Below are 20887 nucleotides of genomic sequence, written 5' to 3'. Positions count from 1 at the left end.
AGTAACAGTAATTGAAAGGATAGGAAGAAATCAGTGATGGGATTTATCTACTTATGTCTATTGTTATTTATAATTATTTTTATTTTATACCTACTTAGAAAGAATAATAAAGTATCACCAAAGAAAATTAGACCATTTATAGCAATATCCTTAATACCATTATTAATTAGATATCTAGCTTTAATAGGTGGAGTTGTAATAGAAAAGCAATCGATCTTCTATTGGCTTCGAGGATGTATTTTACTTTATTATTTTAGTATACCACTTTTAATAATAGTATGCTTATATGTCTTTTTAAGAGATGAAAGAATAAAATTTAATACTAATTATATATTTATGATACCATTAATGCTTGTTTTTACAGGGATAAATGCTATTTATAAATTTAATATTAATATAAATAATACCTTTGGCTTTGTTGTTACATTAGAAAATGGATTAGTACCCATTTTAATATACTTAATTATACTTGCTTCATTGACTGTATTTAATTTGTTATATGTTGATAAGCCATATAGCAATAAAAGTGGAATGAAATTACTTCTATTTAGCTTAGTAGTATGTGTAATGGAATATATATTGTTTTTAGGTGGAATTAAAGTATTCCCGTACTCTATTATTGGAGAAACTTTAGTTTTAGTAACAGTTTTAAAAGCAATAGGAACATTTAAGTGAATATTAGGAATAGTATAGACTATAAGAGTAAATTTATAGTCTATTTTTTTTCTGTAAAATAATAAATATATTGCCTTTTTATATAGGTTTAATATAATATAATATTAGAGAGATAATGCCTAAAGTAGGCTTATTTCCAAATATTGTAGTGATTTGATAAATTTAATATAAATTATAAAAGTTACAACATTTTTAAAAACACAAGGGGTGAGTTTAAGATGGAGGGTGTCCCTCAGAGTATTAAATTATTAAAATTGAATAATAACTATGTTAGAGTAGGCAGTCGAAGTCTAAACTAATTCATTATTAAGTAGTAATATTATTTATTTATATATTTAACTAATGAAAAAGACTTGTCTTCTCTAAATGGTGAGGAGGAAGGCTTTATGAAAAAACTATCAGTATTTTTATATACTAGCATTCTAGGAAAGAAGATGTATGATGAATTTGATGAAAATTTAGGGGAGCTTAGAGATATTTATGTAACTACAGAAGATGGTTACCCTAGAATAATCGGATATAAAGTAAAAAAAGATGGTCATACATTTCATTACGAGTTTAGAAGTATATTCTTTTACCAAAATGATAACAAAGTAAAAATTGTTACAAGAGGAAGTAAGGAAATACTCCCAAGAACATACTCATATTTACTATCAGAAAATCTTTTAGATAAGAAGATAGTAGATATAAATGGTAAACAAGTTGTTCGAGTTGATGATTTAAGAATAGCTGAAATTGCTGGAGAGTATAGAGTTATAGCAGTTGAAACAGGTCCAGCAGCAAGGTTTAGAAGAATGAATTGTCCTAAGGTTGGCCAATTAATATATAAAGTAATAAAAAAAGATTACGAAGATAAAGTTTTAATGTGGGATGATGTTGAATCATTAGAAATGGTAAATAATAATTTACAAATTGCAATACCGTATAAAAAGTTATCAACACTTCATCCAGCAGACTTAGCAGATATTTTAGAAGATTTAGATGCAAATTCAAGAAAACAAGTATTTGAATCTTTAGATGAAGACTTAGCAGCAGATACTTTAGAAGAAATAGAATCAGAGTATAAAGGAAGCATTATTAAGGATTTAAGTGAAAGTAAAGCAGCAGAGTTATTAGAAAATATGCCTAATGATGAAATAGCAGATCTTTTAGATGAATTAGATGATGAAGAAAGAGAAAAAATACTTATAAATCTAGAAAGAGAAGATGCTGAAGAGGTAAAGGAACTTCTACAATATGAAGAAGAATCTGTTGGTAGTATTATGAGTAAGGATTTTATATCTTTTAATTTAGATATATCAATAGGTGAGATAATAGAAATATTAAGAGAAATGGAAGAACCAGAAGAAGAAGAACTTTATTGTATTTATATTACTGATGAAGAAGATAGAGTTTTAGGTGCAATAAATCCTGTGGATCTTATTTTAAACAAACCTGAAATTAAAGTAAAAGATATTATGGATGAAAGTATTAACGTAGTAAGACATGATATGGAAATTGATGAAGCTATAGAACTTGCATCAAAATATGATTTACTATCAATTCCAGTTGTTGATGAAAGAGAAAAATTAATAGGTGCTGTAAATACTCATGATTTAATAGATGAAGTTTTATATCCATTATGGAAGAAAAAAAATAAATAGGAATTTATTAGAAATATGTTGACATTTAAAAAAACAAGCATATAATAAAGATATAAAGTTTAGTAAAATACTCAGAATTAAAAACAGTGAAAAAGGAAAGTAATATAAAGGATGGTTACAGAGAGAAAAGAAGGCTGAGATCTTTTCACCGATAATTTATATGAAGTGCCCTTTGGAGTTGATGCCTGAAAAATATAGTAAGGTATTCCGGATTCACCCGTTACAGTGATAAGGTATATTTATGTACCTAAATTGAGTGAGATTATTATTTAATCTAATTAGAGTGGAACCGCGAAGTAACTTCGTCTCTATAATTTATAGAGATGAAGTTTTTTTATTTATTCTTTGTATTTTTAAAAGATTATTGTGCACAAATAACTTTATAAAAAGTAAATTATGAAACAATTATCATTAATAAATTAAAATATAGGAGGAATTAATATGATATATAATGGATTAGTAGAATTAATAGGAAAAACACCAATACTAAAGATAAATAATTTAGTAGATGAGGAAAGTGCAGAAGTTTATGTTAAACTTGAAAAATTTAATCCAGGTGGAAGTGTAAAAGATAGAGCAGCACTAGGAATGATTGAAAAAGCTGAAAAGTTAGGTTTATTAAAAGAAGGATCTACTATTGTTGAACCAACAAGTGGTAATACAGGTATAGCCTTAGCTATGATAGGAAAGGTAAAAGGGTATAACGTTGTAATTGTTATGCCAGATACAATGAGTAAGGAAAGAAGAGATTTAATAAAGGCTTATGGAGCAGAGCTTATATTAACAGAAGGTGCAAAGGGAATGAAAGGTGCTATAGAAAAAGCAAATTCCTTAGTAACTGAAAAAGGTTATTTTATGCCACAACAATTTGAAAATCTTGCAAATCCAGAAAAACATTATGAAACAACAGCAGAAGAAATTTATGAAGACTTAAATGATTTAGATGTATTTGTAGCTGGAGTTGGTACTGGTGGAACGGTAACAGGAATTTCAAAAAATCTTAAAAGTAAAATTGAAAACTTAAAAGTAGTAGCTGTAGAACCTGTAAATTCACAAGTGTTAAGTGGAGGAAAACCAGGACCACATAAAATACAAGGAATAGGAGCTGGATTTGTACCAGAAATATATGATGAAACATATATTGATGAAATAAAAGCAGTTTCAGATGAGGATGCTTTTAAAATAGCTAAAGAATTTGCACAAAAAGAAGGTGTTTTAGTTGGAATATCTTCAGGTGCAGCAATTTATGCAGCAATAGAAATAGCTAAAAAATTAGGAAAAGGTAAAAAAGTATTAGCAATAGCTCCAGATGGAGGAGAAAAATATATTTCAATGGGGATATATGATTAATTAATAATTAAATAAACATAAGGTGAAAATAAAATTAAAGGTTTTATTTTTACCTTATTTATGTTATTTAATATTATAAAAAGGGGAAGATGATTGTGTTTAGCAATTTAAAATATGATTTAGAAAATATAGTTAGAAATGATCCAGCAGCTAGGAGTAAAGCAGAGGTTCTTCTGTTATATCCATGTATTCATGCAATAATAGCTTATAGAATATCACATTTTTTATATAAGCATAAAAGATTTTTTTTAGCTAGATTTGTTTCTCAAATTTCTAGATTTTTTACAGGAATAGAAATACATCCAGGTGCTAAGATAGGAAAAGGATTATTTATAGATCATGGTATGGGGGTAGTAATAGGAGAAACAACAGAAATAGGGGATAATGTTACAATATATCATGGAGTAACTTTAGGAGGTACTGGAAAGAATAAAGGTAAAAGACATCCAACAGTTGAAGATAATGTTGTTATAGGAGCAGGAGCCAAGGTTTTAGGAGCAATAATTCTTAAAAAAGGATGTAAAATAGGTGCAAATACAGTTGTACTAAAAGATGTACCAGAAGGTGCTACAGCTGTAGGGTGTGCTGGTAAAAATATAATAAAAAGTTCAGGGCATATAATTGAAATTGTAGATAAGTATGGAAATGAAAAAGTTATTTATAATGATATGGTTATTTAGAGGTTTTATATGAATTTAAAAGAGCAAATAAAAATGTATTGTAATGAATTAGGACTAGATACTATAGGTTTTATAAAGTGTAGAAAATTTAATGAGTTAAAAGATATGTTTGAAAACAAGAAGACTCTCGGCTTACAAAATGAGTTTGAAGAGGATAATATAGAGAAGAGAATAAATCCAAATATTTATATGGAAAAGGGGAAAACTATAATATCTATAGCTTTCCCTTATTTGCATAATGTGAAATATATTGATAACGGCTTTTCAGTTTATACAAGAGGAGTAGATTATCATAAAGTAGTTAAGGGATATTTAGAAAAGATTTGTGAGTTTATAAAATCTTTAGGTGGAGAAGCGATAGCTTTAGTAGATAGCAATACTTTACCAGAAAGATATATAGCTTATTTAGCAGGTATTGGATTTATAGGAAAAAATAATATGATTATTACAAAAAAATATGGCTCCTTTGTATTTCTTGGAGAAATAATTACAGATTTAGAGATTGAATGTAATGACTTAAGAAAAATAGAAGAAATAAATAATTTTAAAGAATGTGGAGATTGTGAAATATGCTATAAAGAATGTCCAAGTAAGGCTATAAATAAAAATAGAAAAAATAGTAATATATGTGTATCATATTTTACACAGAAAAAGGACTTGGAAGATAAGTACATAAAGTTATTAAAAGGAAGAGTATTTGGATGTGATAGTTGTCAAAATAAATGTCCCTATAATGAAAATATTAATTTTTCAAATATAGAGGAATTTTATCCTTTAAAATTTATGAATGAAGAAAATAGCAAGGTTTTAGCTAATATAGGAAATAAAGAATTTAAAGAAACATTTTTAACTACTTCCTGTGGATGGAGAGGGAAAAATGTATTAAAGAGAAATGCTTTAATTAGAATACATGGAAGTGGAGACGATATACTATCTTTTAAAACTGATTCACCTTACTTAAAAGAGTATGTTAATAGACTTATAGATAATAATAAAATATAATATTTACTATAGAAAACTAAAAGAGAGTGAGGGGATAGTTTGTTATCAAAAACTACAGTGAAAATTATTAATATATTTCCAGATGCATTTCTTGTTAAGATTATTAGGACTATATTAAAAAGATATTTAAAAAAATATGCACACATAAATATAAGTGGTTTAGAAAATATAGATAAAATAAAGGGGCCTAAGATATTTATATGCAATCATTTGAGTAATGCAGATGGATTAGTGCTTGACAAGGTATTTAAAGAAAAATATGATCCAATTTTTGTAGCAGGAGAAAAACTTGCAAATGATCCAGTAACAAGACTTGGAACTCAAGTGGTTAGAAACATATCTATAAAGCCTAATTCAGCAGATAAAGAAGCATTAACTAAAATAATAAATGCAGTAAAGAACGGAAATAATTTATTAATATTTCCTGAAGGAACAAGAAGTAGAACAGGTAGTATGATAGAAGGAAAAAAAGGTATTTTATTAATAGCAAAATTAACAAAAGCACCAATGATTCCAATAGGTATTTGGGGTACTGAAAAACTACTTCCAATAGATAAATCAGGAAATATGGCAAAGGAAAAATTTAATGAAGCGGAAGTGAATATTAATATAGGAGAGGGTATATATATTCCAAATAAGAAGCTTGGAGAATCAAAGCAGGATTATGAAAATAGAAGTATGAATTACATAATGAAATCTATTGCTGCTTTATTAAAAGAAGAATATAGAGGAGTATATAAATAGGAGATTTTATGAAACAAAGAACAAAAACAATATTACAGATACTAAAGGAAGAGTATCCAGATGCTAAGTGTGAGCTAAATCATGAATCACCATTTCAACTTTTAGTAGCTACAATATTATCAGCACAAACAACAGATAAAAAAGTAAATGAGGTAACAGAAACTTTATTTAGAGATTATCCAGATTTAGATGCTTTTTTAACATTAAGCATAGATGAATTAGAACAAAGAATAAAACAAATAGGTTTATATAGAAGTAAGGCTAAAAATTTACTAATAATGTGCAATCAATTAAAACAAAATTTTAATGGTGAGGTTCCAAAAACAATGGAGGAGATTACATCCCTTGCAGGTGCAGGAAGAAAAACAGCAAATGTAGTCTTATCAAATGCTTTTGGAGTTCCATCAATTGCAGTGGATACACATGTTTTTAGAGTATCAAATAGATTAGCCTTAGCAGATTCGGATAATGTATTAGAGGTTGAGAAACAGCTTCAAAAAGAACTACCTAAAAAGGAATGGAGTCTTACACATCACTTGCTAATTTTTCATGGAAGAAGATGTTGTATTGCAAGAAACCCTAAATGTGATATATGCAAATTAACAAGACAATGTAAATACTATAAAGAAAATAAAAAGTAAATATACATATAAAAGGTATAAGTAATAATTCTACCTTTACTTTTAAAATTGTTAAATAATAAGTAGAATTTGTTACTTTTTATTACTTTAACCATATAATATATAGTGTTATAATAAGTAAAGACCATTAAAGGTCTTTATTTATTATATAACGAAGTTTTAGGTTATAATGGAGGAATTATTATGAAAGTTGGAGTAATAATGGGTGGAATATCTTCAGAAAGAGAAGTATCATTAAATAGTGGTAATTCTATACTTGAGAATATTGATAAAAACAAGTATGAAGTAATTCCAGTAGTAATTGATAATAAGGAAGATATTATAAATAAAGTAAAAGGATTAGATTTTGCTTTACTTGCATTACATGGAAAGTTTGGGGAAGATGGAACAGTTCAATCAGTATTACAAACTTTAGGAATACCTTACTCAGGTTGTGGTCCTTTAAGTAGTGCATTATGTATGGATAAAGATTTAACAAAGAGAGTTTTAACTGCTCATGGAATAAGAACAGCAAGATGGATTAATGTAAAAAGTGTAGAAGAAATAGATTATAAAGCAATTGAAGAGATGGGGTACCCTGTATTTATAAAACCAACTAATGGAGGATCAAGTGTTGCAACCTTTAAAATATCTAAGAAAGAAGATGTTTTAAATGCAGTAATAGAAGGTTTAAAATGGGACAGAGAAGTAATGATAGAAGAATTTATAAAGGGAGACGAAATTACATGTCCTGTATTTGATAATGAGCTTTTCCCAGTTTTAGCTATAAAACCAAAGGCAGATTTTTATGATTATACTCAAAAATACTCTGCAACAGGAGCAGATCATTTTGCAGTTGAATTAGAAGAAAAACTTTATAAAGAAGTAGAAAAAATGGCACTTGGAACATATAATGCTTTAAAATGTTCTGTATATGCAAGAGTAGATATGATTGTAACTAGCGAAGGTGTGCCTTATATATTAGAAGTTAATACATTACCAGGTATGACAGCAACTAGTCTTTTCCCACAAAGTGCTGCAACTAGAGGAATAAACTTTACAAGCTTTATAGATATGATAATAGAGCAATCATTAAAGACAACAAATTTATAGAAATGAGTTAATAAAAATATATGTTTTATACTTAAAATATTATTAGTGTAATATTTAATGTATAAAACATATATTTTTTTTGTTAAATCCTTATATAGCACCTGGTATTAAGGTTTTTTTTAGAAATAGAGATGCATTTAATTAAGATTTTTATATTAGAATAAAGTTAATAGTTAGTTGGAAATGTGGTAAACTAAAATTGCCATGAAAGGAGCTGTTTAAAAATGAGTAAAGAAAGAATTTTAATAGTTGATGATGAAAAAGAAATAAGAGATTTAATAGATATATATTTAAAAGGTGAAGGATACGAAACATTAAAAGCAGAAAATGGAGAAGAAGCACTTAATATTCTAAAAACAAATGAAGTAGAGTTAATAATTTTAGATATAATGATGCCTAAAGTAAATGGCATAGAAGCTTGTCTTAAAATTAGAGAAGAAAGAGAAATGCCTATAATAATGCTATCTGCAAAGTCTGAAGATATGGATAAGATATTAGGGTTAAATACAGGGGCAGATGATTATTTAACTAAACCATTTAACCCATTAGAACTTGTAGCAAGAGTAAAATCCCAATTAAGAAGATATAAAAGATTTAATAAACCTAGAGTTTTAGAAGAATCAGAAAGTATAGTAAAAGATGAAAATACTTTAGAAATAGATGAAATATCTATAAATTTAGAAACACATGAAGTTTTTAAAGAGGGAGTAGAAATAAAATTAACACCAACAGAATTTGATATTTTAGTTTTACTTGGAGAAAATAGAGGAAAGGTATTTAGTATTCAAAATATATATAACAGTGTTTGGAAGCAAGAATTTATGCAATCTGATAATACAGTTATGGTTCATATAAGAAAGGTTAGAGAAAAAATAGAAGATGATCCTAGAAAGCCTAAGTTTATAAAAACTGTCTGGGGGGTTGGTTATAAAATTGATAGGTAAAAAGAAAGATAAGAAAGAGAAAATAGTAAAAGAAAAAGTAGGATTAAAGAAAAGAATACTACGAGGATTTTCAAATATTTTTTCAAGATTTTATAACTCTAGACTTGGAGTTAAAATAAGAGAAGTCTTAGATTGGTTAATAAAGAGAATAGAAAAAAGTATAAGATTTGAGTTAATGGTTATATTTGCTATATGTTTTGTAAGTTCATTTATGTTCTATGCTTTTGCTAACAATATATTAGCAAGAGAAAAAACTAGTACAAGACTTGAATATGAATATGGATATATGCAATCAGAGGTAGAAAATATAGTAAGTCAGTTAAAAGAAATTGGAAATATTGAAAATAAAGGTGTTATAGAAGATATATTAAAGGGAAATATTCGCAGCAAGTCAAAAGTATATATAACTGATTTGGATGGAAAAATTTTATATACAGTAAATGGTGATGTACAAGAAAAACTAGATATATATGCTGTAATAGATAAAAGTAATTCTAATGTTTCTGATGGAGGAGAGAAGGTAGTAATATATCCTGTACTAATTGGAAGTAGTAGAATATATGTTATTTACTCTAAAATACCAACTCCATATATAGCTCAGGATAACTATGTAGTAGAAAATTCATTTTTAGCTCTTGTATTATCAGTACTTGTATTTATATCAATATTTATTATAATTACAAATAAAAAAATGAAATACATAGAAGAAATAGCTAAAGGAGTAAGAATAATATCTCAAGGAGACTTGTCATATAGAATAGAGGAAAAAGGTAAAGATGAAATAAAAAACTTAGCTGAAAATATAAATGTTATGGCTAAAGAAATAGAAACAAGGATACAGGGAGAAAGAAGAGCAGAAAAAACAAAGGGAGAACTTATTACTAATGTATCACATGATTTAAGAACACCTTTAACTTCAGTAATGGGATATATAGGATTAATTAAAGAAAAAAAGTATGAAAATGAAGAAGTAATGAATGAATATTTAAATATAGCCTTTAACAAGTCAAATCAACTTAAAGAATTAATAGAAGACTTATTTGAATATACAAAACTTAATAATAATGGAATACAATTAAATAAAACAAAGGTTAATATATCAGAGTTTTTATCACAACTTATAGAAGAATATATTCCTATATTTGAAGAAAATAATTTAAATATAGTTAAAAAATTTGTAGATGATGAAAGTTTTGTTGAAGTAGATGGTAGCAAAATGGTTAGAGTATTCGAAAATCTATTTTCAAATGCAGTAAAATATTCATTTAAGCCAGGAGAGATAATTGTATCATCTTATGAAAGTAATGGTTTTGTTAATGTTGTAATAAGAAATAGAGGAGAACATATTTCAAAAGAAAAAGTAGAAAGATTATTTGATAGATTTTATAGAGTTGATGAAGCAAGAAATTCTAATACTAAAGGAAGTGGATTAGGTCTTGCTATTTCAAAAAATATAGTAGAACTTCATGAAGGAAGAATATGGGCAGAATGTGTTGGAAATGATGTAAGCTTCTTTGTAAAATTAAAATCTACTAAATAATAGTAACCTTTAAGAGAAAATATAATAATCTAATAAAGAGTAATATTTTTTCTTGGAGGAAAAATGCAAAATAAAAATCCTAAAAGTTTATTTGGAATAGACATAAATGAATATACTCAAGGAGTAAACTTTCAAACTCTAGCAAAAACTGTTGACTTCTTATATTTAAGAGCCTCAGGCTCAGGATCAGGAAGGTTTAGAGTAGATAAGAAGTTCTTAGAATTTGCTAAAACATCAAGACAATATGGTATACCAGTTGGAGCATATCACTTTGCAGTTCCATCCTACGATTTAACTACTGCAGATGCACAATGTGATGATTTCATAAACATATTGCAAGAGGGATTTGGAAGTAAAAATTATGGAGATTTATTTCCAGTTTTAGATGTAGAAACTCCTACTGATAAAACTATAAGTACAAAAGCATTATTAGATTGGATAGATAGATTTAGAAAAAGATTTGAGAGAAAAACAAGAAGAAGACTAATGCTTTATACAGGACTATTTTTTATAGAGCTTTATAATAATTTCACATTACCAAGTGGAGCACAACCATTAAAGAACATGCCATTATGGATAGCTATGTACACAAATGTTCCAATTAATCCGCCAGTTCCGCCAGACATTGGTGGATGGAAAAGATGGAGAATATGGCAATATAGTGAAAGTGCAAAGGTTAATGGAGTAGGAAATCCAGTAGATGCAAACTGGGGACCAGATAATTTAGACCTACTAACTCAGCCAAGAGAAGTTTTAGACCTTAAAGCTCAAAAGTCAGGAGATATTATAAAAATAAGTTGGAAGAAGAATACTGATATAGATTTATTAGGCTATAATATTTTTGCAAACGGATATTGGATAGGTACTGTTGATAAGGATGATAATAAATTTGAAATTAGTACAAGAAATTTACCATTTACACCTACAGGACCAATAAATATTACAATAGAAGCTTTTGATCTTGATGGAGAAACAAGTCCAAAAAGAGCTAAGGTAACTGTATAAAATAATAATATAAATAAAAAAATTCAGTTTCGGCTGAATTTTTTTATTTTTTATAAAATTACCATAAAAAACCTGTATCTTTGTAATTTTATTTTAACCAAATCTATTAAATTTACATGTAGAATATAATATAATAGATATATAGTTTAATTAATATAAAAAGTTATTATTTATTTTACTAAAAGCTATAATAAATTTACTATGAGAGGAGTGTAGTATTTGTCAGAAAATAATGGTACAAATAAACGGAATTATAAAAGTTTTTTTGAAAAAAATAAGAAGGCTATAATTATTTTATTAGCATCTATTGTAATTATTATTGGGGGAGCTTCAGTTTATTTAATTACAGTTACAAATAATGTTAAAGCTTGGGAAACAAAATCTTATCCAAAGGTTAATGTTTATGGAGTTGAAGTTGGAGGATTAACAAAAGATGAAATAGTAAAAACCCTTAATGAAAAATTACCAACTTTAATAATGGATAAAAAACTAGATATATCAGTAGGAGATCATAAATTAGAATTAAAATATTCTGATATAAATCCAACATATAATGTAGAAGAAATTTCAGAAGAAGCCATTAAATACGGTAAAGATTTAAGTTTGTTTGAAAAGAATTCACTTATTAAAAAAAGTGTAAATCATAGTATAGAAGCAAAAATATCTTATAATGAAGAAAAATTAAAAGCCTTTGAGGAGACTGTTAAACAAATAGTAAATGTAAATCCTCAAAATGCTAAAATTTCAATTTCATCAGGAAATATTACAGTAACACCAGATGTTATAGGATATAAAATAAATGAAGAAGAGCTTCATAAAAAGATAGTAGAAAATATTAATGGAGATCCTGGACATGCAGTTCAATTAACCTTTGATCTACAAGAATCACCTGCAAAAATAAAAGCAAGTGATCTTCAAAAAATTAATGGGAAAATAAGTGGCTACAGTAGTAACTATAGAGATGGTGGAGACGGAAGAGTCACAAATATGAGAATTGCAGCAGAAACTGTTAATGGAACAGTATTAATGCCAGGAGAAGAATTTAGTTATAATGCTTTAATTGGAGATACAACTCCAGATAAGGGATATCAAAAAGCTAATACTTATGTAGGAAACAAAATAGTTCCAGATTATGGTGGAGGTATTTGTCAAGTATCAACAACACTTTATAGAGCTATAATGAGAGCTAATATTAGATCAACAGAAAGATTAAATCACTCACTAACAGTTTCATATTCAGAACCAGGGTTAGATGCAACTGTTGCATATGGAGTAGTTGATTATAAATTTGTTAACACATATGACTTTCCAATATATATTCAAGGATATGTAAGTGGAGGAACAGTAGGATTTAGTATATATGGAAATCAACATGCAATGGGGGGAAAAACATATGAACTTGTAAATGAAGTTCATGAAAAATATAACCCACAAGTTGAATATATAGATGATCCTAATATGGAGCAAGGAACAGAAAAAATAGAAGTAAATGGAATGCCAGGATATAAGGCAAGTTCATATCAAATTACTTATGAAAATGGTGTTGAAGTTAATAGAGAACTTGTTGCTACAGATGTCTACTTAACAACGAATACTGTAAAGAGAAGAGGCACTAAAAAGCCATCAGCACCGCAAACTCAAACAGGTTCTCAAACTTCAGCACAATAAAATCAATATTTAAGACTAAAAGCTTTATTAAGTTTTTAGTCTTTTTTCTTATTTAAAAGTTTTAAAATTTAGAAATTTGGAAATGATTATAACAAAAAGGTAAAATTAAGAATAGTATAATATATATTTTAAAATTTAATGTTTATGTATTGCTAACTGTTAATAGTCTGTTAATTCGTTATGAAGATATTTGTCGAAAATAGTTATCAATGATATTATTAACTTAATGCAATACTGTAGTTTGAAGGAGATATCTTTATGAAGTACAAAATGATTTGTATTGATATGGACGGAACTTTACTAGGTAAAGGAAGAAAAATATCAGAAGAAAGTAAGAAGGTAATAAAAGAAGTTCATAATAAAGGTATAGAAATAGTTGTAACCACTGGCAGAATATATAATAATGCTGCTTATTTCTCACATTTATTAGGGGTAGCATCTCCTGTTATAGCGGCAAATGGAGCTATAGTTAGGGAAAAGCATACAGATAAAATTATCTATGAAAATACAATACCAACAGAAGAATGTATAAGAATAATAGATTTACTATTTAAAATGAAAATACAATTTCATTTTTATACTACTGATAGCATTTATTGTAGTAATTTTATAAATAAATTAGGTACTAAGTTGTTTATGAACAAGCAGTTAGGTTATGATAGCTTAAAAATTAATTATTATATAATTAATGATATAGACAAATGGAAAGAGGTTTTTAGAAAAGAGGAAGGAAAAATAACTAAATGTATTGCCTTTTCCTTAAATAAAAACAAAATGAAAACCTTAAAGATTGAGCTTAATAATAATGAAAATTTAGTATATTTTGGAGCCGGAAGTAAAAGTGTAGAAATAAACAATAAAGGTGTTTCAAAAGGAAATGCAGTAAAAGCTTTAGCTGATTACTATGGATTTAAAAGAGAGGAAATAGTTTGTATAGGAGATAATGAAAATGATATCTCAATGATAGAATACGCAGGACTTGGAATTGCAATGGGAAATGCAATAGATGAAGTAAAAAGATTGGCAGATTATATTACTGATACAAACAAAGAAGAGGGAGTTTCAAAAGCTATTAGAAAGTTTTTTACTCCTTAGATAGTATATGCGATAAGTTAAAAAATAATATAAAACATTCTATGAATTATATTTAAATTCTTTGACTATTATATAATGATATAGTATTATTTTTCTTATATAGCTTAAATAAAGTAAGATGATAAGCATCTTGCTTTTTTAATTGGAGGTCGAAAAAAATTGAATTTAAATATAGTATTATATCAACCTGAAATACCGCAAAATACTGGTAATATAGCTAGAACTTGTGTTTTAACAAATTCTAGATTACATTTAATAAAGCCAATGAGTTTTACAATAGATGATAAACAAGTTAAAAGAGCTGGATTAGATTATTGGAAAGATCTTGATTTAGAGATACATGAAAGCTATGAGGACTTTATGGAAAAATATGGTAATGAGAGAATTTTCCTTGCCACTACTCATGGAGGAGTTCATTATGATGAAGCTTCTTTTAAAGAAGGAGATTTTATAATGTTTGGAAAGGAATCAGCAGGAGTTCCAGAAGACGTTCATAATGCACATAAAGGGATAAGAATACCAATGATTAAAAGTAGCACAAGAAGTTTAAATGTTTCAAATACTGCTGCAATTATTGCATATGAGGCTTTAAGACAAATTGGATTTCCAAATATGAAATAATATTTTAGGGGGAGTATGATGGAGAAGATTAAGATAGTAACCGATAGTTGCTTAGATTTACCAAAAGAGATAATTGAAAAAAATAACATAGAAATACTGCCAGTTTTAATTAATTTTGGAGAGAAAAGTTATATTGATATAGAAGAAATTACATTAGAAAAAATGCAGGAAAAAATAGAAAAAGAAAATATTCTTCCTACTACTGCACAAATTACACCTGTTAGGTTTGAAGAGTGTTTTAAAAGAAATTTAGAAGAGGGGTATAAGGTAATAGTTATACTTATGTCTTCAAATATGAGTGGAACATATCAATCAGCATGTATAGCTAAAAATATGATTGAATCAGAGGATATAACTATCATAGATACAATGGCAATATCATCAGCACAAGGGCTTTTAGTTTTAAAAGCATGTGAACTTAGAGATGCAGGTTCATCAGTTAAAGAAATATCAGATGAGTTAACTAGGATGATACCTAAAATGAAATTATCAGTTGCTTTTGAGTCATTAGATAATTTAGTTAAAGGTGGAAGAGTATCAAAAACAGCTGGAGCAATAGGAGCAGCTTTAGGCTTAAGAATAATACTAGAAATAAAAGACGGTATTATGGCTGTGAAGGATAAAGTAAGAGGAAATAAAAAGGCGTTAAAGAAAATAATTTCAGATTATGAAGCTTTAAATCCAGATAAAGATGAATTAGTAGCTTTAATTGAGTACAAAAGCCCAGAGTTATACAATGGACTTAAGGAGTATTTAATTGAAAATAATATAAGACATATTGATACAACAGTAGGATGCGCAGTTGGAATACATTCAGGTCCTAAAGTTGGTGGACTATTTTTTGTAAGTAAATAATAGTATAAGCTAGAAATCTTAAGGTTTCTAGTTTTTTTTAATTTACTAGGAAGTTATATTTACGGTTTAATCGGGAATAAGTATAACATATTAAGAATAAAGTTATGTAGCTTAAAGAATAAAAACATGTATAATTTTATTTTTACTTGATACAACGTTTACTTTTTGTTTATACTAGTATTGAAAACATATTTTAAAAACAAATAAAATATTGCAAAAGATAGAGTTTTTTTGAATGAAGGTGTTTTATTATGAAATTAGACTTTAATTTAAATCTTTCACAAGAGCAAAAGTTAATAATGACTCAACAAATGCAGTTATCAATAAAACTTTTGCAGATGTCTACCTATGACTTAAGGGAATATATAGATAATGAGTTTGCAGAGAATCCAATATTAGAAGGAAATTTTGATATGATTCAAGAAGATAATAAATATCAAGATAAAATAGATTATAAAGAGATGATTAAATACTTAGAGTTTGATAATTATGGGTCTCAAAGTTATGCAGACTATAGTAATGACGAGGTATCTCCATTTAATTTTATATCAAAAAAAGAATCGTTAAGTGAATATTTACAAGAACAAATATCAGAAAGTAATGAAGACGATTATGTAAAGGTTATAGTTTCTTATATGATTGAAAATCTTGATTGCAGAGGATATTTGGACATGCCTTTAGAGACTATTTGTAAAGAACTAAACATACCACTTAATTTAGGTGAAGAAGCCTTAGGCATACTTCAAGAACTAGAGCCAGATGGAATTGGTGCAAGAAATTTAAAAGAGTGTTTAAAAATACAATTGATTAAACAAGGATTGTTAGATGACTTAATAGAAGATATGATAGAAAATTACTTAGAGTTAATAGCAGATAATAAATATCCTTTAATTGCTAAAGCATTGAAAATAACTCCTAAAGAAGCTCAAGATCTTGGAGATATAATAAAAAGATTAGAGCCAAAACCATCAAGGGGTTTTTATACAGGAGATGAAGTTAAATTTATAATTCCAGATGCACAAATAAGAAAAATTGATGGTGAATATTTTGTAATAATGAATGAAGGTGTACTTCCAAGACTATCTATAAGTAATTTATATAAGCAAGTTATTAATAATAAGGAAGATAAAAAAACAGAAGAATATGTAAAAGAAAAACTTAATAGTGCAATGTTTTTAATAAAAAGTATAGAGCAAAGAAAAAGTACATTACTTAAAATATTAGAAAGAGTAGTTGAAAAGCAAAAAGAATACTTTGATAAAGGAGAAAAATATTTAAAGCCTATGACCTTAAAGGAAATAGCAGAGGATATTGGAGTTCATGAATCAACAGTTAGTAGAGCGATAAAAGAAAAATATATACTAACAAATATGGGAACAGTTAAAATAAAAAACTTATTTACAATAGGACTCACATCATCAGAAGGAGCTTGTGAAGATGTTGCTGTAATTAATATTAAAAAGCAAATTAAAGAATTAATTAATGAAGAAAATAAAAAGAAACCATTATCAGACCAAATAATTTGCGATGAATTAAATAAGAGAAATTTGAATATATCAAGAAGAACTGTGGCAAAATACAGAGAGGAACTAGGAATTAAATCATCAAGCAAAAGAAAAAGAATAGAATAATAGGAAAATAGAGGGAAAATACTATTAAGAATTTATAAAAATAAGTTCTTAATAGTACAAATGTGTAAAAATTGGGCAAATCTATAAAAAAAATGTGAAAGTTTTAGAAAAATTTTATAAAACTCTTTTAAATTTCAAAGAAGTGTTTTATAATAATAAATGTGGGACACATAAAAAATATGCGGGACATTTTAAGGCCAAAGGAGTGTTTAAAGTGCAGGAAATATTATCTATGCAGAAAAAAATAGTTCCTGAACTTGTAGAAGTCTTAGAGAAAAGATATAACGTATTAAGGACTATATACTACAATCAACCTATTGGAAGACGTGTTTTAGCCAATCAGTTAGATCTTGGAGAAAGAATTGTTAGAACTGAAATTAGTTTTTTAAAATCTCAGAATCTAATAGAAATAAATACTCCAGGTATGACAGTCACTGAAGAAGGACAAGAAGTAGTTGATAAACTTAAAGATTTCATACATGAAATAAAAGGATTATCAGATATAGAACAAAGCATAAAGTCTTTCTTAGGATTAAGAGAAGTGATAATTGTTCCAGGAGATGTAGAAGCAAATAAAGCAATTTTTAAAGAACTTGGCAAAGCAACTGCCAATTATTTGAAATCTATCATAAAAGATGATAATATAATTGCTATAACAGGTGGTAATACTATTAAAGAATTTGTAGAAGCATTTCCAAAAGTAAATCATGTTTCAAATACTCTTGTTGTTCCAGCTAGAGGTGGAATGGGGAGAAAAGTTGAAATTCAAGCTAGTACTTTAGCAGCATCACTAGCTAAAAAGCTAAATGGAGCATATAAACTTTTACATATTCCAGAAAACTTAAGTTTAGAACTTTTAGATACTTTACTTAAGGAAAAAGAAATAAAAGAAGTAATTGATAATATCCATAAAGCAGATATACTAATTTATGGTATAGGTAATGCCATTGTTATGGCAGAAAAAAGAGATGTATCAATAGAAGAAGTAACTAAATTAAAAGCATTAGGAGCTGTAGGCGAAGCTTTTGGGTGTTATTTTAATAAGAATTCTAAAGTAGTATCAGAAAATACTTCAATTGGAATAAATATTAATGAAGCTAGAAAAATTAACACACATATTGCAGTTGCTGCTGGGCAAAATAAAGTTGATGCGATTTTATCAACAATGATGAATAATAATAATGCCGTATTAGTTACAGATGAAGCTGCTGGAAGAAAAATTATAGAATACATTAAGGAACATAATAAATAAGCTTAAAATTTTAAATTTTAATATATAACTATTTTTAGGAGGTAATTGCAAATGGTAAATGTAGCAATTAATGGTTTTGGAAGAATAGGAAGATTAGCGTTAAGATTAATGATTGAAAACCCAGAATTCAACGTGGTAGCAATCAACGACTTAACAGATGCTAAGACTTTAGCACACTTATTTAAGTATGATTCATCACAAGGAAGATTCAACGGAGATATCGAAGTTAAAGAAGGTGCTTTCGTTGTTAACGGAAAAGAAATAAAAGTTACTGCAGAAAGAAATCCTGCTGACTTACCATGGGGAGAATTAAACGTAGACGTAGTATTAGAATGTACTGGATTCTTCACATCACAAGAAAAGGCTGGCTTACACTTACAAGCTGGTGCTAAGAAAGTTGTTATCTCAGCTCCTGCAACTGGAGACATTAAGACTGTTGTTTACAACGTAAACAATGATATCTTAACTGGAGAAGAAACAGTTATTTCAGGTGCTTCATGTACTACAAACTGCTTAGCTCCAATGGCTAAAGTATTAAACGATAAGTTCGGAATCCAAAAAGGATTCATGACTACAATCCATGCTTATACTAATGACCAAAATACATTAGACGGCCCACACGGAAAAGGAGATTTAAGAAGAGGTAGAGCTGCTGCAGCTTCAATCGTTCCTAACTCAACTGGTGCTGCTAAAGCAATCGGATTAGTTATTCCAGAATTAAAAGGAAAATTAGATGGTGGTGCTCAAAGAGTTCCAGTTATCACTGGTTCATTAACTGAATTAGTTGTAACTTTAGATAAGAAAGTAACAGTTGAAGAAATCAACGCTGCTATGAAAGCTGCTGCAAATGAATCATTCGGTTACACTGAAGAAGAATTAGTATCAGCAGATATAATTGGAGCTAGCTTTGGATCATTATTTGATGCAACTCAAACTAAGGTTATGACTGTTGGAGATGAACAACTAGTTAAAGTTGCTTCATGGTACGACAATGAAATGTCATACACTAACCAATTAATCAGAACTTTAAAGTACTTCGTAACTAGATAATTAAATAGTTAAGTATAATACTTATAAAGAGACATAGTTATTGGTCTGGTTTTATAGTAAAAGCTATGAGGCCAGGCCAATTTTAAATTAAAATATAATTATGAGGTGAATTCAATGAGCTTTAATAAGAAGACTATCGAAGATATCGATGTTAAAGGTAAAAGAGTATTAGTAAGATGTGATTTTAACGTTCCACTAAAAGATGGAGTTATAACTGATGAAAACAGATTAAATGGTGCATTACCAACAATTAAATATTTAGTTCAAAATGGAGCTAAGGTTATACTTTGCTCACATTTAGGAAAAGATGCTTCTAAATCATTAGCTCCTGTAGCAGTAAGATTAAGCGAAATGCTAGATCAAGAAGTTGTATTTGCAAGAGATGAAGAAGTAGTTGGAGCAAACGCTAAAAAAGCAGTTGCTGATATGAAAGACGGAGATGTTGTATTACTTGAAAATACAAGATGCAGAAAAGAAGAAACTAAGAATATAGCAGACTTCTCAAAAGAATTAGCTTCATTAGCTGATATATTTGTTAATGATGCATTTGGAACAGCTCATAGAGCTCACTGTTCAACAGTAGGAGTTACTGATTACTTAGATACAGCTGTATGTGGATACTTAATTCAAAAAGAATTAAAATTCTTAGGAGAAGCTGTAAATGCTCCAGTTAGACCTTTTGTTGCTATATTAGGTGGAGCTAAAGTTTCAGATAAAATAGCTGTTATAAACAATCTTTTAGAAAAGGTTGATACATTAATAATCGGTGGAGGAATGGCTTATACATTCCTAAAAGCTCAAGGATATGAAATCGGAACTTCATTAGTAGAAGCTGATAGAATTGACTACGCTAAAGAAATGATCGAAAAGGCAGCTGCTAAGGGCGTTAAGTTCTTATTACCAGTTGACCACAGAGTTGCTGCAGAATTTAAGGATGTTGAAGCTGTAGTTACAGAAGATCAAAATATTCCAGCTGGAAATATGGGATTAGATATTGGACCTAAGACAGAAGCTTTATATGCAGATGCTATAAAAGATGCTAAAACTGTTATTTGGAATGGACCAATGGGAGTATTCGAATTCGAAAACTTCAACAAAGGAACAGTTGCAGTTGCAAAAGCTATGGCTGATGCAGATGCTACAACAGTTATCGGTGGAGGAGACTCAGCTGCTGCTGTTAATATCTTAGGCTTTGGAGATAAAATGACTCATATTTCAACAGGTGGTGGAGCATCATTAGAATTCTTAGAAGGAAAAGCTCTTCCAGGAATAGAAGCTTTAAACAACAAATAAGTCCATAGAAATTCAATTTCTTATATGGATTTATTCCTAACAAAAGTTTAGTTGGGATTTTATATAAACATTATAAATAAATTAGAATAAGTAACTTAAAAAATAA

Annotated in this window: 19 protein-coding genes and 1 other annotated feature; all 19 genes read left to right on the top strand. The window is 28.0% G+C overall.

Annotated features, from left to right (window positions below; all coding sequences use genetic code 11):
- The first annotated feature begins 36 nt into the window (after window positions 1–36).
- The 19 genes from ACYQ1T_RS02425 to ACYQ1T_RS02335 all read left to right on the top strand — a co-directional run bounded on the left by ACYQ1T_RS02425 (window position 37) and on the right by ACYQ1T_RS02335 (window position 20781).
- The gene (locus ACYQ1T_RS02425) at window positions 37–675 is read left to right on the top strand and encodes a hypothetical protein (RefSeq protein WP_459836436.1); all 639 of its coding nucleotides are present in this window, start codon (window positions 37–39) and stop codon (window positions 673–675) included.
- Between the two features lie 386 nt (window positions 676–1061).
- Window positions 1062–2318 carry a magnesium transporter MgtE N-terminal domain-containing protein gene (locus ACYQ1T_RS02420; RefSeq protein ID WP_459831308.1) on the top strand — a complete coding sequence of 419 codons (1257 nt, stop codon included), beginning with the start codon at window positions 1062–1064 and terminating at the stop codon, window positions 2316–2318.
- A gap of 77 nt (window positions 2319–2395) precedes the next feature.
- Window positions 2396–2631, top strand: a binding site (T-box leader).
- Between the two features lie 128 nt (window positions 2632–2759).
- Window positions 2760–3668 carry a cysteine synthase A gene (gene cysK, locus ACYQ1T_RS02415; RefSeq protein WP_459831306.1) on the top strand — a complete coding sequence of 303 codons (909 nt, stop codon included), beginning with the start codon at window positions 2760–2762 and terminating at the stop codon, window positions 3666–3668.
- Window positions 3669–3763: 95 nt separating this feature from the next.
- Window positions 3764–4348: a serine O-acetyltransferase EpsC gene (epsC, locus tag ACYQ1T_RS02410; protein ID WP_459831303.1), complete on the top strand. Its 585-nt coding sequence runs from the start codon at window positions 3764–3766 to the stop codon at window positions 4346–4348.
- Between the two features lie 9 nt (window positions 4349–4357).
- Window positions 4358–5350 carry a tRNA epoxyqueuosine(34) reductase QueG gene (gene queG / locus ACYQ1T_RS02405; protein WP_459831301.1) on the top strand — a complete coding sequence of 331 codons (993 nt, stop codon included), beginning with the start codon at window positions 4358–4360 and terminating at the stop codon, window positions 5348–5350.
- A 39-nt stretch (window positions 5351–5389) separates the two neighbouring features.
- Window positions 5390–6094, top strand: coding sequence for a lysophospholipid acyltransferase family protein (locus ACYQ1T_RS02400; RefSeq protein ID WP_459831298.1), 705 nt, complete (start codon window positions 5390–5392; stop codon window positions 6092–6094).
- Window positions 6095–6102: 8 nt separating this feature from the next.
- Window positions 6103–6735, top strand: coding sequence for an endonuclease III (gene nth, locus ACYQ1T_RS02395; RefSeq protein WP_459831296.1), 633 nt, complete (start codon window positions 6103–6105; stop codon window positions 6733–6735).
- A gap of 183 nt (window positions 6736–6918) precedes the next feature.
- Entirely contained in the window at window positions 6919–7827 is a 909-nt protein-coding gene (locus ACYQ1T_RS02390) for a D-alanine--D-alanine ligase (RefSeq protein ID WP_459831294.1), read from the top strand.
- Between the two features lie 224 nt (window positions 7828–8051).
- Window positions 8052–8771 carry a response regulator transcription factor gene (locus ACYQ1T_RS02385; protein ID WP_459831292.1) on the top strand — a complete coding sequence of 240 codons (720 nt, stop codon included), beginning with the start codon at window positions 8052–8054 and terminating at the stop codon, window positions 8769–8771.
- A complete protein-coding gene (locus tag ACYQ1T_RS02380) occupies window positions 8761–10311 on the top strand; it encodes a sensor histidine kinase (RefSeq protein WP_459831289.1) in 1551 nt (516 codons plus the stop codon). The genes ACYQ1T_RS02385 and ACYQ1T_RS02380 overlap by 11 nt, the downstream gene beginning before the upstream one ends.
- 63 nt (window positions 10312–10374) lie before the next feature.
- Window positions 10375–11316 carry a glycoside hydrolase family 25 protein gene (locus tag ACYQ1T_RS02375; RefSeq protein ID WP_459831287.1) on the top strand — a complete coding sequence of 314 codons (942 nt, stop codon included), beginning with the start codon at window positions 10375–10377 and terminating at the stop codon, window positions 11314–11316.
- 219 nt (window positions 11317–11535) lie between these two features.
- Window positions 11536–12984, top strand: a complete 1449-nt coding sequence (locus ACYQ1T_RS02370) for a VanW family protein (protein WP_459831285.1) — start codon at window positions 11536–11538, stop codon at window positions 12982–12984.
- Between the two features lie 258 nt (window positions 12985–13242).
- A complete protein-coding gene (locus ACYQ1T_RS02365; RefSeq protein ID WP_459831283.1) occupies window positions 13243–14079 on the top strand; it encodes a Cof-type HAD-IIB family hydrolase in 837 nt (278 codons plus the stop codon).
- Window positions 14080–14238: 159 nt separating this feature from the next.
- Window positions 14239–14700, top strand: a complete 462-nt coding sequence (locus ACYQ1T_RS02360) for a tRNA (cytidine(34)-2'-O)-methyltransferase (protein ID WP_459831281.1) — start codon at window positions 14239–14241, stop codon at window positions 14698–14700.
- Window positions 14701–14718: 18 nt separating this feature from the next.
- A complete protein-coding gene (locus ACYQ1T_RS02355) occupies window positions 14719–15555 on the top strand; it encodes a DegV family protein (protein WP_459831279.1) in 837 nt (278 codons plus the stop codon).
- Window positions 15556–15806: 251 nt separating this feature from the next.
- The gene (gene rpoN / locus ACYQ1T_RS02350; RefSeq protein ID WP_459831276.1) at window positions 15807–17186 is read left to right on the top strand and encodes an RNA polymerase factor sigma-54; all 1380 of its coding nucleotides are present in this window, start codon (window positions 15807–15809) and stop codon (window positions 17184–17186) included.
- A gap of 214 nt (window positions 17187–17400) precedes the next feature.
- A complete protein-coding gene (locus tag ACYQ1T_RS02345) occupies window positions 17401–18438 on the top strand; it encodes a sugar-binding transcriptional regulator (protein ID WP_459831274.1) in 1038 nt (345 codons plus the stop codon).
- A gap of 51 nt (window positions 18439–18489) precedes the next feature.
- Window positions 18490–19488 (top strand): type I glyceraldehyde-3-phosphate dehydrogenase, encoded by a 999-nt coding sequence (gene gap / locus ACYQ1T_RS02340; RefSeq protein ID WP_459831272.1) that lies wholly within the window; start codon window positions 18490–18492, stop codon window positions 19486–19488.
- A gap of 114 nt (window positions 19489–19602) precedes the next feature.
- Entirely contained in the window at window positions 19603–20781 is a 1179-nt protein-coding gene (locus ACYQ1T_RS02335; protein ID WP_459831269.1) for a phosphoglycerate kinase, read from the top strand.
- Window positions 20782–20887 lie beyond the last annotated feature (106 nt).

The organism is Clostridium carnis (genome assembly GCF_054657435.1).
Note: the sequence above shows the minus strand (reverse complement) of the source record. Positions and strands in the feature narration are given on the sequence as shown.